16 protein-coding genes are annotated in these 15,888 nt (G+C 72.8%); 6 read left to right on the forward strand and 10 right to left on the reverse strand.

The annotated features are described in order from the left end of the window. Positions 1-56: 56 nt before the first annotated feature. Together HD595_RS17235 and HD595_RS17240 are read right to left on the reverse strand one after the other, a co-directional pair. Complete coding sequence (locus HD595_RS17235) at positions 57-1,193, reverse strand: carboxylate-amine ligase (protein ID WP_253770247.1); 1,137 nt, start codon at positions 1,191-1,193, stop codon at positions 57-59. Positions 1,194-1,304: 111 nt separating this feature from the next. Continuing rightward, a complete protein-coding gene (locus HD595_RS17240) occupies positions 1,305-2,060 on the reverse strand; it encodes a ZIP family metal transporter (RefSeq protein ID WP_253770249.1) in 756 nt (251 codons plus the stop codon). A gap of 91 nt (positions 2,061-2,151) precedes the next feature. On the opposite strand from HD595_RS17240, the gene HD595_RS17245 reads away from it, so the two are divergent. Next, entirely contained in the window at positions 2,152-2,895 is a 744-nt protein-coding gene (locus HD595_RS17245; RefSeq protein WP_253770251.1) for a methyltransferase domain-containing protein, read from the forward strand. 210 nt (positions 2,896-3,105) lie between these two features. Here HD595_RS17245 and HD595_RS17250 read toward each other — a convergent pair whose 3' ends face one another. Together HD595_RS17250 and HD595_RS17255 are read right to left on the reverse strand one after the other, a co-directional pair. Next, complete coding sequence (locus HD595_RS17250) at positions 3,106-5,421, reverse strand: FtsX-like permease family protein (RefSeq protein ID WP_253781209.1); 2,316 nt, start codon at positions 5,419-5,421, stop codon at positions 3,106-3,108. Beyond that, positions 5,421-6,179: an ABC transporter ATP-binding protein gene (locus HD595_RS17255; protein ID WP_253770253.1), complete on the reverse strand. Its 759-nt coding sequence runs from the start codon at positions 6,177-6,179 to the stop codon at positions 5,421-5,423. The genes HD595_RS17250 and HD595_RS17255 overlap by 1 nt, the downstream gene beginning before the upstream one ends. Before the next feature lie 91 nt (positions 6,180-6,270). Here HD595_RS17255 and HD595_RS17260 point away from each other — a divergent pair, with 91 nt between their 5' ends. After that, a complete protein-coding gene (locus tag HD595_RS17260) occupies positions 6,271-6,879 on the forward strand; it encodes a response regulator transcription factor (RefSeq protein WP_253770256.1) in 609 nt (202 codons plus the stop codon). A 26-nt stretch (positions 6,880-6,905) separates the two neighbouring features. Here the strand turns inward: HD595_RS17260 and HD595_RS46780 are convergent, their stop codons facing one another. The 4 genes from HD595_RS46780 to HD595_RS17280 all read right to left on the reverse strand — a co-directional run bounded on the left by HD595_RS46780 (position 6,906) and on the right by HD595_RS17280 (position 11,996). Further along, positions 6,906-8,912, reverse strand: coding sequence for a sensor histidine kinase (locus tag HD595_RS46780; protein WP_253770257.1), 2,007 nt, complete (start codon positions 8,910-8,912; stop codon positions 6,906-6,908). Positions 8,913-8,934: 22 nt separating this feature from the next. Then, a complete protein-coding gene (locus HD595_RS17270; protein WP_253770260.1) occupies positions 8,935-9,966 on the reverse strand; it encodes a hypothetical protein in 1,032 nt (343 codons plus the stop codon). Between the two features lie 89 nt (positions 9,967-10,055). Continuing rightward, positions 10,056-10,958: a LysR family transcriptional regulator gene (locus HD595_RS17275; protein ID WP_253770262.1), complete on the reverse strand. Its 903-nt coding sequence runs from the start codon at positions 10,956-10,958 to the stop codon at positions 10,056-10,058. A 162-nt stretch (positions 10,959-11,120) separates the two neighbouring features. After that, positions 11,121-11,996, reverse strand: coding sequence for a helix-turn-helix transcriptional regulator (locus HD595_RS17280; protein WP_253770264.1), 876 nt, complete (start codon positions 11,994-11,996; stop codon positions 11,121-11,123). 104 nt (positions 11,997-12,100) lie between these two features. On the opposite strand from HD595_RS17280, the gene HD595_RS17285 reads away from it, so the two are divergent. Further along, the gene (locus tag HD595_RS17285; protein ID WP_253770266.1) at positions 12,101-12,877 is read left to right on the forward strand and encodes an alpha/beta fold hydrolase; all 777 of its coding nucleotides are present in this window, start codon (positions 12,101-12,103) and stop codon (positions 12,875-12,877) included. Positions 12,878-12,955: 78 nt separating this feature from the next. On the opposite strand, the gene HD595_RS17290 is transcribed toward HD595_RS17285, so the two are convergent. Continuing rightward, a complete protein-coding gene (locus HD595_RS17290; RefSeq protein WP_253770268.1) occupies positions 12,956-13,165 on the reverse strand; it encodes a DUF4287 domain-containing protein in 210 nt (69 codons plus the stop codon). Positions 13,166-13,197: 32 nt separating this feature from the next. Further along, positions 13,198-13,851: a DUF998 domain-containing protein gene (locus tag HD595_RS17295; protein ID WP_253770270.1), complete on the reverse strand. Its 654-nt coding sequence runs from the start codon at positions 13,849-13,851 to the stop codon at positions 13,198-13,200. Between the two features lie 122 nt (positions 13,852-13,973). Between HD595_RS17295 and HD595_RS17300 the strand changes: the two genes are divergently transcribed. From HD595_RS17300 to HD595_RS17310, 3 genes are all read left to right on the forward strand, one after another. After that, on the forward strand, positions 13,974-14,594 hold the full coding sequence (locus HD595_RS17300; RefSeq protein WP_253770272.1) for a TetR/AcrR family transcriptional regulator: 621 nt from the start codon (positions 13,974-13,976) through the stop codon (positions 14,592-14,594). Between the two features lie 84 nt (positions 14,595-14,678). Further along, positions 14,679-15,278 (forward strand): TetR/AcrR family transcriptional regulator, encoded by a 600-nt coding sequence (locus tag HD595_RS17305; RefSeq protein WP_253770274.1) that lies wholly within the window; start codon positions 14,679-14,681, stop codon positions 15,276-15,278. Further along, positions 15,275-15,841 (forward strand): carboxymuconolactone decarboxylase family protein, encoded by a 567-nt coding sequence (locus HD595_RS17310; protein WP_253770276.1) that lies wholly within the window; start codon positions 15,275-15,277, stop codon positions 15,839-15,841. The genes HD595_RS17305 and HD595_RS17310 overlap by 4 nt, the downstream gene beginning before the upstream one ends. The last annotated feature ends 47 nt before the right edge of the window (positions 15,842-15,888 follow it).

The raw sequence follows: 15,888 nt of genomic DNA on the forward strand, positions 1-15,888 counted from the left end.
CCGAATGCTCCACGTGGAACCACCCTCTGGGCGGCTGGATACCTCGGGCCGTCGCCTCAGGCGGCCGGCCGGTACGACGAGGTGTCGCCGCCCAGCGGCTCCCACCCGGAGCGCGTCTCCGCGAGGAGCATGTCGACCACGTCGCCCAGCAGCCCGCGCCGGGCGAACGCCGCGCGCTGCCGCGCCGCCGAGCTGCCCCTGGCCAGCGCCTCGCGGGCCAGCCCCGAGACCAGCTCCCAGTCGCCGGCCTCCTCCAGGTACGGCCGCAGGCCCCCCACCATCCCGGTGACCACCTCGGCCGCCGGCCTGGGCACGCCCTCCACCGGGTCGACCAGCTCCCCTTCGAGCCCGGAGCGCGCCGCCTGCCACGTCGCGGCCCGTACGCCCTCCAGCGACACCTCCACCCCGGGGGAGCGCCGCACCTCCTCCAGGCCGCGGGCGACCAGCGCCCGGAACAGCCCGGCGACCAGCACGATGTCCTCCACGCGCGGGATGGAGTCGCAGATCCGCAACTCCACGGTCGGCACGTGGGCCGACGGCCGGATGTCGAAGTAGATCATCCCGGGATCGGTGATCACACCCGACTGGATGAGGCCGCCGATCATGCGTTCGTAGTCGGCCACGGAGTCGTAGCGGGCCATCGGCCCGGCCGTGGGCCAGCGCTGCCACACCATGGTCCGGTAGCTGCCGTACCCGGTGTCGGCCCCGAGCCAGTACGGCGAGCTGGAGCTGAGCGCGAGAAGCGGCGGCGCCCACGGCGACAGCCGGTGCGCGAGGGCGAGCGCCAGCTCGCGGTCGGTCACCTCGGCGTGGACCTGGGTGCCGCAGATGAGCTGCTCACGCGTGAGGAGCTGGTAGTCGTCGAGCATCTGCTCGTAGCGCGGGTCGGGCGACACCTTCATGCGGTCGATGTCGGCCAGCGGCACGCTGCCGGCCGCCACGATGCCGAGCCCCAGGCTCTCGGCCCTGCTCACCACCATGGCCCGCATGCCGCCGAGGTCGCGGGCCAGGTCCTCCAGGCCGCGGGACGGCTTGCTGTTGGCCTCCAGCGTGGAGCACTGGAGCTCCTTGGTGAAGCAGTCCTCCGGCAGCATGTCGAGAAGGATCCCCGCCCGCGGAACCAGGTGCCGGGTCCGCGTGTCGACGACGTGGAACTCCTCCTCGACGCCCAGCGAGATCACAGAGCCGGTCATGACGACCACCTCCGACCTTCATCAGTTGTCCGCATAGCGGTCACCTGCCCTAAAAAAGCGCTTTAGCACCTCATGGGGCGAATGTGATCTTTCATGCGGTTCGGCAGCGCCTCAGCCACCGGCCTTCGACACGGCGAAAGCCAGCAGGAATCCGGCCAGCGTGATGAGCCCGGTCATCAGATGGGCGTTCTCGAACGCCTCGGGGATCATGGTGTCGGCGACCATGGTCAGGATCGCGCCGCCGGCCAGCGCGATGATGCCCGCCAGCACGGCCGCCGGAGCCCCGCCGAGCAGCGCGTACCCCGCCAGCGACGACAGGCCGCTGATCACGGCGATCCCGCTCCACAGCCCGAACACGTACGCCTTCGACCGCCCGGCCGCGCGCATCCCGGCCGCGCTGGACAGTCCCTCGGGCACGTTGCTGATGAACACCGCCGCCACCGTCACCGCGCTCACCGCGCCCCCGCCGAGCAGGCTCGCGCCGATCACCACCGACTCGGGCACCCCGTCGAGCACCGCCCCGAGCGCGATCGCCGTGCCCGAGCCGCTCTGCTCCTGCTCGGACGGCTGCTGCCCGCCCGAGCGCTTGCGATGCCGCGCGCCGCGGCGGGCCAGCAGGATGTTGCAGACGGTGTAGAGGACCGCGCCGGTCACGGCGCCGGCGACCGTGGGCGCCAGCCCCGCCCGCTCGTGCGCCTCGTCGATCAGCTCGAACGACACCGCGGACATGAGCACCCCGGCGCCGAACGCCATCACCGACGCGATCACCCGCTGCGGCAACCGCACCGCGTACCCGACCAGCGCGCCGATCACCAGCGCTAACCCCGCCAGCAGACCCCAGCCGCCCGCCTGCAACCACTCCGGCATGACCAAGCGGTTTCCCGCTCGGCGCCCCTCGCAAACCCGGCGCCGGTCCGGCCTTGACCTCATGTCGACATGAGGATCCATGCTGAACCGCATGCCGAACACCAGCGAACTCGTCGCCCTCCTCGACGCCGCCGACACCCTGCCGGGCGCCACCGCCCTGCGCGAGCGCTCGTACGAACTGCTCCGTCTGGCGCCGGGGACCCCGGCGGTGGACGTCGGCTGCGGCACGGGGCGCGCCGTCGCCGAGCTCCGCGAGCGCGGGGCCGGGCCGATCGGCGTGGACCTCAGCGCCGACATGATCGGCATCGCCCGCGACAGGTGGCCCGGAGCGGACTTCCGGGTGGGCGACGCCTACGACCTGCCGCTCGGCGACGGCGAGGTCGCCGCGTACCGGGCGGACAAGGTGTTCCACGAGCTGGGTGACGCGGGGCGGGCCCTGCGCGAGGCCGTCCGCGTGCTGGCGCCGGGAGGCCGGATCGCGCTCGCCGGCCAGGACTGGGACGCGATCGTCGTCGACTCGGGCCACCCGCTGGTCACCCGTACGATCGTGCACGCCCGCGCCGACCAGCTCCCGGACCCGCGCGCCGCCCGCCGCTACCGCGACCTGCTCCTGACGGCCGGCTTCACGGAGGTCCACGTCGAGGTCCACACGGCGGTCCTCACGGACGCGACCCTGCTGCCGATGGTCACGAACCAGGCGCGCGGGGCCCTCGCCGCCGGGGCGATCACCCAGGACGAGCACGACGCCTGGCTCGCCGACCAGCACGACCGGGCGCGACGTGGACGACTGCTCCTGGCCGTCCCGATGTTCCTCGCCACCGCGACCCGCCCCTGACACCCGGCTTCGCAGGCGGTGTCCGGGGCTACCGCGGCCACGCGTTGTGGCGGAAGGCGAGGTCCACGAAGTCGGCGACCGCGCCGTCCGCGCACGCCGCGACCTCGACGTGGACACCGGCGGCTGGAACCCGCGCGGCTGAGCCCGCGCCCGCCTGACGAAGGGCCGTGCGGCACCGGCTGCCGCACGGCCTCAACGCTCTTCCCAGGATCACTCGCGGGCGCCGAGCGCGTCGGCCGGGCGGACGCGCAGGGCGAACCTGGCGGGGACCGCCGTGGCGGTCAGCGCGAGGGCGACCACGGCGGCGACCACCCCGGCGTACGTCAGCGGCGGCACGTACGGCGACGCCGACCCCGTCATCCCCAAGCTGAACGCCGCCAGCGTGACCAGCGAGATGACCGTGCCGAGGACCACGGCGACGAGCAGCGCGGTCAGCGTCTCCGTGCGCAGCATCCGGGCCGCCTGCCGGCGCGTCGTGCCGACCACGCGCAGCAGGGCCAGCTCGCGGGAGCGGGCGAGCGTGGACATCGCCAGGGTGTTGACCACGGCGATCGCGCAGAAGGCGATGACCAGCCCCATCGCCACGTACGCCACCGCCGCGTCGGCGGAGCCCGCGGGTTCGTGGCCGGGAGCGGTCACCGCGGGAAGCGCCTCGCTCGCGCCGCCGGCCACCAGGACGGTGCCGCGGGGGTCGTCCACGTGGCCCGCGACGAGCCCGTACGAGAGAGTCAGGTCGCCGAAGCCCAGGCCGCGGGAGTAGACGGCCGCGACCTTCACGTCGGCGGGCGTGCCGTCGCCGAGCACCAGGGAGATCCGGTCGCCGACGCCGACCTCCAGCCTCGACGCGGCGGTGGTGCTGACCGCCGCCGACGAGTCGCCGAAGCCGTCCAGCGACCCGGCCACCACGCCCAGGTCCAGCGTCCGGTCCAGGCCGCCGGGCGTGACCGCCTGGACGGCGTACTTCTCCAGGTCGATCCGGACCGAGGTGCGCAGCACCTCGGTGACCGCCCGCACGCCCGGCACGCGGCGCGCGGCGGCCGGGGACGCGCCCGGGGCGAGCACGTGGTCGGCCTTGACGCCCGCGGCCACCTCGCTCTGGGCGGCGTGCCCGATCGTGGTGGGCACGAACAGGATCGTGCAGGTCATCGCCGTCATCAGGGTCAGCGGCGCGATCACCGAGGCCAGCCGGACGGGCCCGGCCAGCAGGCTCTTGCGTGCCAGGTACCCGGCCACGCCGGGCGCCCGCAGCGGCAGCGCCGTCACGGCCCGCGCGACGAGCGGCCCGAGCAGGGCGACCGCGACCGTCCACACCAGCGCGGTCAGCATGGTGACCGGGCTGGACGCCGCCTCGGTGTTCAGCCCGGACAGCACGATCGTCAGCACCACCCCGCCGGCGACGGCGAGCAGGCCCGCGGCCAGCCGCACCACCGGGAGCCGCGCGGCGGGCATCGCCGTCTCGCCGAGCGCCTCCACCGGCCTGATCCGCGCGATCCGGCGGGCCGAGACCCGCGCCGCGACCCAGGCGGCCGCCAGCGTGGTCAGCACCGCGACGATCGCGGGGAACGGGCTGACCACCAGCCGCAGGTTCGCGGGCATGGCGCCCAGCGCCACGAACTCGGAGCGCAGCCAGAACCCCAGCAGGATCCCCGCGCCCGAGCCGAGCAGCCCGGCGGCCACGCTGACGATCAGGGCCTCGCCGCCGACGAGCTTCCTGACCTGCCGCGGCAGCGCGCCGACGGCCCGTAGCAGGGCGATCTCGCGGCGGCGCTCCTGCATGGACAGGGCGAACGTGCCCACCACGACGAGGATCGCCACCAGCAGCGAGGTGCCGCCGAGGGCGCCGCCCAGGCTGACGAGCTTGACCCTGGAGCCTTCGGCCTCGGGGAACTCGACCGCGCCCCGCTCGTCGCCTGTGTAGACCACGGCGTTCTTGACGGGGACGTCCACCGCGGGCCAGACGCCGATCGCCGTCACCAGCCCGTCGCGCCCGGCCAGGCGGCGGGCCTCGGCGGTGGAGAAGAAGATCGTGTTCTGGCCGGGCAGCGCCTGCGCGGTCACCCCCACCACGCGGTGGCCGGGGATCGTGGCGCCGGAGTGGCGCGCGTCCACGACGACCTCGCCCGCCGCCCTGGGCGCACGGCCCTTCACCAGCGTGAACGGGGTCAGCGCGGCCGACTCCCAGCCGTGGGCGGTGTAGCCGGCGTACGGGAAGGTGACCTCGGCGACCACCTTCGTGACGCCGGGGACGCGCCGGATCTCCTCGGCGAGCGCCGCCGGGATCCACCGGCGCTCGGACAGCAGCTTGGCCTTCTCCTTGCCGCTCTCCTTGGTCTGCCGGACGTACTGGTCGCCCGCCACGACGACCGGGGCTCCGGCGTACCGCTCGGGCGCCACCGAGCCGCGCAGTCCCGTATCCAGCAGCATGCCGCAGGCGGTGACCAGCGCGGCCGCGCAGAGCAGCGCCACGAACGCGCCGGCGAACCCGGCCTTGCGCCGGCCGATCGTCTTCAACGCGAAGGAGATCATCACTTCCACGCCCCCAGCCGGGTCATGCGCTCGGCGACCTTCTCGGCGGCCGGAGCGGTCATCGCGTCCACGATCCGGCCGTCGGCCAGGAAGAGCACGGTGTCGGCGTACGCTGCGGCCACCGGGTCGTGCGTCACCATCACCACGGTCTGGCCGAGCGTCGAGACCACCTCCCGCAGCAGGGTCAGGACGTCACGAGCGGTCATGGTGTCCAGCGCGCCGGTCGGCTCGTCACCGAACACCACCTCCGGCCTGGTCACCAGCGCCCTGGCGATCGCCACCCGCTGCTGCTGGCCACCGGACAGCTCGGCCGGGCGGTGCCCGGTGCGCCCACCGAGGCCCACCCTGTGCACGACCTCGTCCAGCCAGGCCCGGTCCACCCGGGCGCCGGCCAGCATCAGCGGCAACGTGATGTTCTCGGTCACGGTCAGCGCGGAGACCAGGTTGAACGCCTGGAACACGAAGCCGACCCGGCGCCGCCGCAGCTCGGTCAGCGCGTTCTCGTCCATGCCGGTCAGGTCGGTGCCGCCCAGCCGGACCGACCCCGAGCTGGGGACGTCCAGGCCGGCCGCGCAATGCAGGAACGTGCTCTTGCCGGAGCCGGAGGGGCCCATGACGGCGGTGAAGGTGCCCCGGGGGATGCCGACCGACACCTCGCGCAGGGCCGCGACCGCGCCCCGGCCCTTCCCGTACACCTTGCTCACCGTGTCCAACCGCACCGCTTCGCTCACCGTGTCCAACCGCACTGCCTCTGTCATGGCTCCAAGCCTGCCGACCTGCGGTTTCGGCCACCAGAGAGCCACTCACGACCCCGCCATGACGTCATCATGATCCGGACATAATGGTCAGGTGATTCGTATGCTCCTGGCCGAGGACCAGCACGTCATCAGGGAGGCGCTGGTGACCCTGCTCAGCCTCGAACCCGACATCGAGGTCGTCGAGGCGGTCGAGTCGGGCGACGCGGCCGTGGCCGCCGCGATGACGCACCGGCCGGACGTCGTCGTCCTCGACATCGACATGCCCGGCACGATCGACGGCCTCGACGCCGCCGCGCAGGTGCGCACCAGGCTGCCGGGCTGCCGCGCGCTCATGCTCACCGGCCACGGCAAGCCCGGCCACCTCCGGCGGGCGCTCAGCTCACAGGTGGACGGCTTCATGCTGAAGACCGCCTCGCCGGAGGAGCTGGCGTCCGCGATCAGGAAGGTGGCGCGGGGCGAACGGGTCCTCGACCCCTCGCTCGCCGTCACCGCGTGGAACCTGGCCGACAATCCGCTCACCCCGCGCGAGGCCGACGTCCTGCGGCTGGTCGCGGAGGGGTCGGAGCCGCCCGAGATCGCCGGGCGCCTCTTCCTCAGCGCCGGGACCGTGCGCAACTACATCACCACGATCGTGACCAAGCTCAACGCCCGCAACCGCACCGACGCCGTGCGCATCGCCTCCGAGGCGGGCTGGATCTAGCGTGCCTGGATCTGGCCGGCCTGGATCTAGCCGGCCTGGACCTGGCCGGCCGGGGCCCAGGTGAGCGTCGGGGCCTCGGCGGTCAGCTCGAACCAGCCGTCCTCGTGGGTGACGTCCAGCCGCCCGTCGAGCGCGGCCAGCCGGGTGGTGAGGTTGCCGATCCCGGCCGAGCCGTGGCGGCCCTTCGTCGCGCGGGCCCCGTCGTTGCGCACGCTCAGCCGTACGGTGCCGTCCCGCACGGAGGTCGTGATCACGCAGCGGCGGGCCGAGCTGTGCCGCAGCACGTTGGTGACCGCCTCCCTGAGCACGATGCCGAGCGTGGTCTCCACGTCCCGGCCGAGGGCGTCGTGGCCCAGGTCCAGCTCCACCTCGACGCCCGCGGTGGACAGCAGCGCGCGGGCCGACTCCGCCTCCGCGCCCAGCGACAGCTCGCCGTCCCGGCCCGAGACCGTCCGCAGGTCCTCCATCGCCCGCTCGGTCATCGTCAGGACGTCCTGGAGCTCCTTGCGCGCGCGGTCGGCGTCGAGCCTGCGGGCGAGCTCGCACTTGAGCAGGATCGCCGCCAGGGTGTGCCCGAGCAGGTCGTGCAGGTCGCGGGCGGCCCGCAGCCGCTCCTCGACGACGGCCGCCCGGGCCAGGCCGTCCCTCGACTCGCGCAGCTCCCCGGCCATCCGGGCCAGCCTGAGCAGCCCGTACACGACCAGACCGGTCACCACCGTGCTGATCGCGTAGTTCACGGTGAGCGCGACCGGCAGGGCGAGCAGCACGCCCGAGACCGCGACGACCGCCACGACCGCCGCCACCAGCGGTAGCGCCACCGCCCACGGGAAGGCCAGCAGGACCGGCCCCGCCAGGAATCCCGCCACCCCCAGCCATGCCTGGCCGAACAGCGGGAGCGGGGCGAACGTCAGCACCCCCATGATCGACAGCGCCACGTGGTGGCGACCCTCGACCGAGCGCACCTGCATGACGACGATGACGGCCAGCAGCGGCGCCGGCCACAGCGAGCCGGCCGCGAGCAGCGCCTTCACCGAGAACCCCACCAGCACGGCCGCCAGCAGCGCGATCGCCAGCGCGCTGTCGCGCTCCGGCCGGCCGGCCGGTCGCGTGACGGGCAGCCGCGCCTCCACGCTCATCCGGGCGTCCCCCGTGAGCCCGACCGTGAGCGTGCCGCCCGCCGCCTCGACCTGCTCCGGCAGGTCGCCGAGGTCCGCGTCGCCGGCCGTGCGGGCGCCGTCGTCGGAGACGCGCAGCCACACCGCGGCGCCCTCCGTGTACGTCTCGATGCGGCAGACCGTCCGGCTGCCGGCCGCGGAGCGCCGGACGATGTCCGTCACGGCCTCCCTGAGCACGGCCGCCAGCAGCGCGCCCGCCGGGCCGAGCGGCTCGGCGTGGCTCACCCGCACGTCCACGGTGACGCCCGCCGCGGTCAGCATGGCCTTGGCGGTGGTGATCTCGGGGGTCAGCGACATGGCCCGGTAGCTCGCCGCCGCCGACCGGGCCTCCGCCAGCGAGCGGCGCGCCGTCTCCACGTCGGGCGTTCCGGTACGCGCGCCCTCGGCGATCGCGGACAGCGCCCGTCCCAGGCCCGCGCTCAGCTCGGCGGCGATGCGCAGGCGCTCCTCGGCCGCCGCCGTCACCGCCAGCGACAGCCGGGCCGCGTTCACCTCGTCGATCCGGTCGATCATCCGGGTCAGGCCGTACACGACCAGCGAGATCAGCACCATGCTGATCACCGGGTCGGGCGGCCCGAGCAGCGCGGCGCTCCCCGCCACGGCCAGGGCCAGCGGCCAGAGCCTGGTCAGCAGCAGCGAGCCGCCCACGAAGCCCAGGATCCCCACCGAGGAGCCGAACAGCAGCACGGACCCGTACGCCAGCACGGCCTGCACCGGCAGGAGCCACCACGAACGCCGCAGGGTGAACAGCACCTGCACCGCGAACACGGCCACCGCCGTGGGCGCCCCGGCCACCACGTAGACGCTCGCGAAGCCGGCGAAGACGACGGCGACGATCAGTTTCGCCTGCTTGTGCACCCGTGCAGCCTAGAAGAAACCCTTACGCGACAGAGCTGGGGGTCGCCGCCCCGGCCCCGGACACCCGCCCGGCGGACGCCGCCCGCGCGGACACCCGGCGCGCCGACACGGCCAGGACCAGCACCGCGCACGCGGCCACCAGCCCGCCCAGCCCGAGCGCGGCCTGCAGCGTCAGGGCGTCGGGGGCGAGGAGCGCCTGCCCGCGCCGCGCCTGCCACAGCACCAGCCCGGTGAGCCCGGCGTACCCGAACGCCGCGACGACCACCAGGGCCGTACGGGTGGCGGCGCCCGACAGGACGGAGAAGCGGCGGGCCAGCAGCCGCAGCCCGATCGCGACCAGCGGGATCACCTGCAGCGCGTGCAGGCCGACGAAGTGCGCCACCCGGAGGTCGCCCGAATCGGTCTCCCACCCGGTGAGCGCCATGCCGGCCCCGCCGTCGGGGGCGCCGACGCTGTGCGCGCCGATCGTGGTCAGGCTCAGCCCCCTGGCCAGCCCCGCCGCCTGGTCGGGCGTGGGGGAGGTCATGAGGTAGCCGACTGACATGCCGGCCAGCGAGATCACCAGCCCGAGCGGGACGGCCCACGCCATCGCCCGGTCCACCCGCCGCTGCACCACCAGGAAGATCCCCATCGCGAAGGTCATCAGCCAGCCCAGGTACGCGGCCCCACCCATGATCATGAACACGGTGGTGTCGAGGCCGGTGGAGAAGTTGAAGTGGCTGGGCACGCCGCGGGCCGCCTGGAAGGTGATGGCCGCGATCTCCGGGGTGACGAACCCGGCCACGGCCACGGTTCCCAGCCACCACAGCGTCCGCCGCCACCGCCCCGCCTGATCGATCATCCAGGCCAGCGTGATCGCGTACATGCCGAACGAGACCGCGAACTTGAACGGCTTCAGCCACACGCTCTGCCCCATGAGCGTCCGCCCGTCCACCACCAGGCCCAGCCCGCAGACCAGGGCCAGCACCGCCATGGCCGCGGCGCAGTAGGTGAGCGGCCCGTGCCACGAGGACGTGACCTTCCGAAGTTCCCGGCGCTGAAGCAGGGCACCCATGACGACTCCTTCTCATCGACTGGGTACAACTCTGCTGGTCAGCGGCCCCCACCGACCAGAGACCCGATCATCGACCCGGCATGACGTCGTCACGAACCAGACATGTGCGTACCGGCCTGCCGCGAATCGGTGACGGCTTGCGCGAAGGCGCGGATGAGCGGGCTCTCATGGCCGCTTCGCCACACGTACGCCCACTGCACCGGCTCGGCGTCGTCGATGGGCAGGTAGACCAGGCTGGGCCAGGGATAGAACTCGGTGATCTCGGCGGTGACCCCGGCGACCGCCTGGCCGGAAGCGACGACGTTGAGCGCCTCCTGCCAGGTGGAGACCGCGGGACCGCGCGCGACGAGCCGGCCGGACGGTGTGCGGTAGGGGTTGAAGACCTCCTCCATGTAGGCCGGGATGGACTTGCCCTGGACCACGGCGCAGTCGCCGAAGTCCTCCAGGCACACCGAGTCGCGCCGGGCGTAGGGGTGGCTGGCGGACACCATGAGCAGCACCTGGGAGGTGTGCGTGAGCGGGCCGATCGTCAGGTCCGGTTCGCGTACCGGCAGCCACAGATGCGCCACGTCCACCTCGCCGGAGCGCAGCAGGTCGAGCGGAGAGGGCGGCTGCACCTCACGGTGCTGCAGCCGGGCGCCGGGGTGGCGGGCGTGGAACAGGTCGAAGGCGTCCTTCATCAGCAACGAGTGCGGGCCGATGGTGCCCACGTTGAGGGTCCCGGTCACGCCGTTGACCGTGCCCTTCACCTCCTCGATCCCGTCCATGATCTGCAGGTAGCCGGCGCTCAGGCGGTGGTAGAGCTGCTCGCCCACGGGAGTGAGGCGGACGGTGCGCGAGGTGCGGTCGAAGAGCGGCGCGCCGATCCGGCGTTCCTGCTTCTTGATCGCCTGACTCACGCGGGAGGTCGTGATGTGCAGCCGCTCGGCGGTGCGGCCGAAGTGCAGCTCCTGGGCGAGCGTCAGGAAGATCTCGATGTCGCGGAGCTCCATGGCCTCTTCCCGATCGTGAACATACGGGTCAACGAACCGTTGACCTCCGGCTCAAGAAGAATCTACCGCCCGACGACGCGCCGCCGAGGCGGTTGTCCGGAGATCCGATCACGAGCGGCGCAGGCCGACGTCGCCTCCGCCGGCCACCGCCAGGACCTGCGGTCAGATGCCGGCGGGCCGGCCTGCCGCCGGTCGGTGGCTGCGGTGGGCGGTCTCCGGGCCGACCACCCGCAGCAGCTCCAGCGCCTCGAACGTCCTCGACCCCGGCGGCGGCGTGTAGATGACCAGGCGCTGGTCCTCGGCGGGGGCGAGCAGCGCCTCGCAGTCGAACTCCATGTCGCCGATCGCCGGGTGCCGCACGCGCTTGCGGCTGCTGCGCCGTACCGCCACCTCGTGCAGCTCCCACAGCCGCACGAACTCCTCGCTCGCCGCGCGCAGCCGCTCGACCAGCTCGGTCGCGGCCACGTCGTTGCCGCGCCTGGCCACGGCCGCGCGCAGGTCGGCCACGTGCATCCGGGAGTACGCGGGATGCTCCTCCTCCGGGTACGACTCGCGCACGAACGGGTCGGTGAACCAGCGCCAGGGGATGTTGCGGTCGGGCTCCTCGACCGTGCAGTGGCAGCCGAACAGCGCCTCGGACATCGCGTTCTGCGCCAGCACGTCGCCCAGGTCGCTCACCAGTTGCGCGGGCGTCTCCACGAGCCGGTCCAGCATGTACAGCAGGCCGGGCTTGACGTGCCCGCCCGCGCGCGGCCCGGCCGGAGGGCGGTGCCCGGCCAGCAGGTAGAGGTGGTCGCGTTCGTCGCGGGTCAGCCGCAGCGCCCGCGCCAGCGCGGCCAGCAGTTGCGTCGACGGCTGCGGGCTGCGCGCCTGCTCCAGCCGCATCAGGTAGTCGGCGGACATGCCCGCGAGCTGGGACACCTCCTCCCGCCGCAGTCCGGGAGTACGGCGGCGCGGGCCGGAAGGCAGGCCCACCTCTCCGGGCAGCAGCCGCTCTCGCGAGCGGCGCAGGAAGTCGGCGAGCTCCTCACGATCCATGCCCCCCATCCTGCAATATCCCGAAATATCGCTGCCTAGGATCCCTTGTCCTAGGGAGTCCGGTCCGCTCCACAACGGCCGTCCCCCTTGGCACGGTGAACGGCATGACGACGAAGAACCTGACCGTTGACGGAGCCCGCATCACCTACCGCACCCTCGGCAGCGGACCCGCGCTCGTGCTCGTGCACGGCACCGGGCCCGGCTCCGTGACCTGGGACAAGATCGCCGACCGCTTCGCCGACCGCAACACCGTGATCCTGCCCGACCTCGCCGGCAGCGACGTGGCGGAGGACGACGGCAGACCGCTGACCCTGGAGGCCCTGACGCGGCAGCTCGCCGCGGTGATCGAGGACTGCGGGCAGGCACCGGTGCACCTGGTCGGCCACTCCCTGGGCGCCGTGATCGTCCTGTCGCTGGCGGCCACCCGGCCGGAGCTGGTGCGCACGCTCCTCCCGCTGTCGGGGCTGGCGCACACGGAGGACGAGTACGTGCGCAACACGTTGCGGCTCTGGCTGGAGCTGGGCGACGAACCGGAGATCTTCTCCCGCTTCGCGATGCTCGCGGCGTTCAGCCGCCGCCACCTCAACGAGATCGGCCGGGACGCCGTCGAGGAGCTCGCCCAGGGGTTCCGCCCCCACCCCAACCGGATGCGGCAGATCGACCTCGTCCTCCGGGTGGACATCCGCCGCCTGCTGCCCCGGATCCAGGCGCCCACGCTGGTCGTCGGCGCCACCCGCGACGCGCTGGTCCCGGTGGAGAACGCCCTCGAGATCCACGCCGCCATCCCCGGCAGCTCCTACGCCGAGGTGGACACCGGCCACGTCTCCCGGGCCGAACGCCCCGACGACCTCGTCAGGCTCATCCGGGACTTCACCGCCTAGACGGGCGGGGTAGTGCCTTCCATCGCCGCTCCGGCGATCGCGGCCCGTGCCAGGGCCGCCGCCTGGGTGGCACCCGGCCTATTTCCTGCCGGCGAGGGTGTGGGCGACGAGGGCGTTGGCGTGGCCGTGGCCGAGGCCGTGTTCGCTCTTGAGCCAGGCGACCAGTTCCATGTGCTTGGTGAGGGCGGAGGCGTTGATGAGGTCGATCCATTCCTGGACCGGGCGGCCGTACTTCTGCTCGATGGAGGGGAAGTAGCTGGCGGGGTTGCCTTTGGCGGGCTGGGTCATGTCGGTTCTCCTTCGTGTTCGGAGGTGGATGTTCAGGCGGTGGCCAGCCGGGCGGTGACCGCGGTGAGCCAGAGCAGGCCGAGGGCGGCCCCGAGGGTGAAGGCCGGCACGAAGGCCGACGAGGCGGCGAACCCGGCGAGGACACCGATGGGGACCACGCGCGAGGCGATGGCCCATCCACGCCGGCCCCCTGCGGTGAAGTGACGGGCCAGCACCAAGAATGCCAGACACAGGGCGAGGAAGCCGACCATGGCGCTGAGCATGTGCAGGGCGCCGTGGGTGCTCAGTGCGGTGGCCGGGGCTTCCGGGGTGCCGGCCGGGAATCCGGCTCCCGGGTCGGCGGGGAACACCGCGGCGAGAAGGAACGACGCGCCGAACACGCCGACCAGGCGTGGCGCCCAGGTACCGCCGGGGGCGTTGCGGAGCGCCTGCCGGATCCCGATCGCGCCGGTGATGGCCAGCAGCCCGGTGAGGACGAAGGTGACGGTCTGGATCCAGCCCAGGTCGCCGAGGCTGAGCTGGCTGAGGGCGTTGCGGGTGAAGTCGAAGCCCTCGCGGGTGAGTCCCTGAACCAGGCCCGCGCTCAGGAAGAGCGGGCCCGCCCCGATGGCGCCGGCCAGCAGGAATCGCGTCGCGGGACGGGCCGGGGCGGACACGGCGATGGGAGCGCTGATGGTGTGAGTCATGTCGTGACTTCCTCGGTCGAGACAGGCGACGCGAGAACTAGACGGTGTAGTACTCGCTGGGACTGGACGGTACAGTACCCACATAAGAACTAGACTGTCCAGTACTCATCAAGGGAGGCGGCATGGAGACGACCGAACAGGGCCGGTCCGCGCGCAAACACCAGGCGATCCTGGAGGCCGGGACCAAGGCGTTCATGAGCAGGGGCTACTCGGGCACCAGCATGGACGACATCGCCAAGCTGGCCGCGGTGTCGAAGCAGACCGTCTACAAGCACTTCGCCGACAAGGAGAAGCTGTTCGCCGAGATCGTCCTCGCCACCACCGACCGGGTCGACGGCATGGTGGAGCTGGTGGCCGGCATCCCCTCCGATCCCGGCGCCCTGGAAGACAACCTGACCCGCCTCGCCCGGCAGCTCCTGGCCGCCCTCACCCAGCCCGAGGTCCTTCAGCTGCGGCGCCTGGTCATCGCCAACGCCGACGCCTTCCCCGACCTGGGCGCGAGCTGGTACGACCAGGGCTTCGAGCGGGTCCTGGCCACCCTGGCGGCCACCTTCGAGCGCCTGACCGGCGACGGACTGCTCCGATGCGACGAACCGGTCCTGGCCGCCAACCATTTCTCCGGCCTGCTGCTGTGGATCCCGGTGAACAAGGCCATGTTCCACGGCGATCACCGGCTCACTGAGGCCGACCTCGACCACCACTCCGCCGCCGCCGTCCGCGCCTTCCTCGCCGCCTACCGCTGACAGCTATCTGTAGCGACGGGGGATTGCGCCGACCTTCGCCACCTTCTATCTTGGACTGGTCGTTCCAAGATAGAAGGTGGGCAGATGCCGGACGTCAAACACTTCGATCCCGACGTGGTCCTGGACCGGGTGGTACGCCTCTTCTGGCAGCGCGGGGCCGACACCACCGGCATCACCGACATCGTCGAGACGACCGGACTCAGCCGCTCCAGCCTGTACGCGACCTTCGGCGACAAGGCGCGGCTGCACGCGGCCGCGCTGGGCCGCTATCTGGAACAGCAGTCGCGGCCGGTGTTCGACGCCCTGGCCGCCGACACCCGTGGCCTGCCGGCCATCGCCGCGTTCTTCGAACGACTGGTGACGGCGCGCTGCTCGGGAGAGCACGCCCGCTGGGGCTGCCTGGTGACCAACACGCACGCCACGGCGGGCGGCGACCTTCCCGAGATCCGCGACATCCTGGACCGCCATCACGACGCGCTCCATGCCGCGATGCGCGCCGCTCTGGAGGCAGCCCGCGCAGCGGGCCAGCTACGGGCGGGCCTCGACCTGGAGGCGGCTGCCGAGGCGCTGGCCCTGCAGGCCTACGCGGTCAACCTGCGTTCGCGAGCCGGCGCCGAGGCGGCCGGGCTGCTGGCGGGCGTGCGCGCCGTACTGGACGGTTTCACCACTACCGAGGAGAGATGATGAGCGGTTTCCGCGTGTACGACGAGAACGACGCCCCCGAGGCGGCCCGCCCGATGCTCGAAGCGGCCAGGAAGCGGATGGGCTTCGTGACCACGCTGAACGGGGTGATGGCCGAGTCGCCGGAACTGCTGGCGGGCTACAACGCGCTGGCCGAGCAGTTCGGCAAGTCGTCGCTGTCCCTCACGGCCAAGCAGGTGGTGCTGATCACGGCCAGCGTGGAGAACGGCTGCGAGTACTGCGTGGCCGCGCATTCCACCCTCGCCCTGCGCGCCCGGGTGCCGGCCGAGGTGGTCGAGGCCCTGCGCGCCGGCCGGCCGCTCGCCGACGAGAAGCTGGAGGCGGTACGCCGGCTCACCCGTGCGGTGGTCACCCAACGCGGCTGGGTGGACGAAGCCGAGGTGGAGGCGTTCCTGGCCGCCGGTCACACCCGCCGCAACGTGCTGGACATCGTGCTCGGCGTCGGCATGAAGACGCTTTCCAACTACACCAACCACCTCGCCGACACCCCGCTCGACCCCGCCTGGCAGGACCAGGAGTGGACCAGGGAGCAGGCCGCCGTGTGAGCGTGCCCCGCCTCAGCGGGGCCGTCACGGTCGCATGACCGCCGAAC

Origin of the sequence: Nonomuraea roseoviolacea subsp. carminata (assembly GCF_024172185.1) — a bacterium.
GTDB classification, from domain to species: domain Bacteria; phylum Actinomycetota; class Actinomycetes; order Streptosporangiales; family Streptosporangiaceae; genus Nonomuraea; species Nonomuraea roseoviolacea.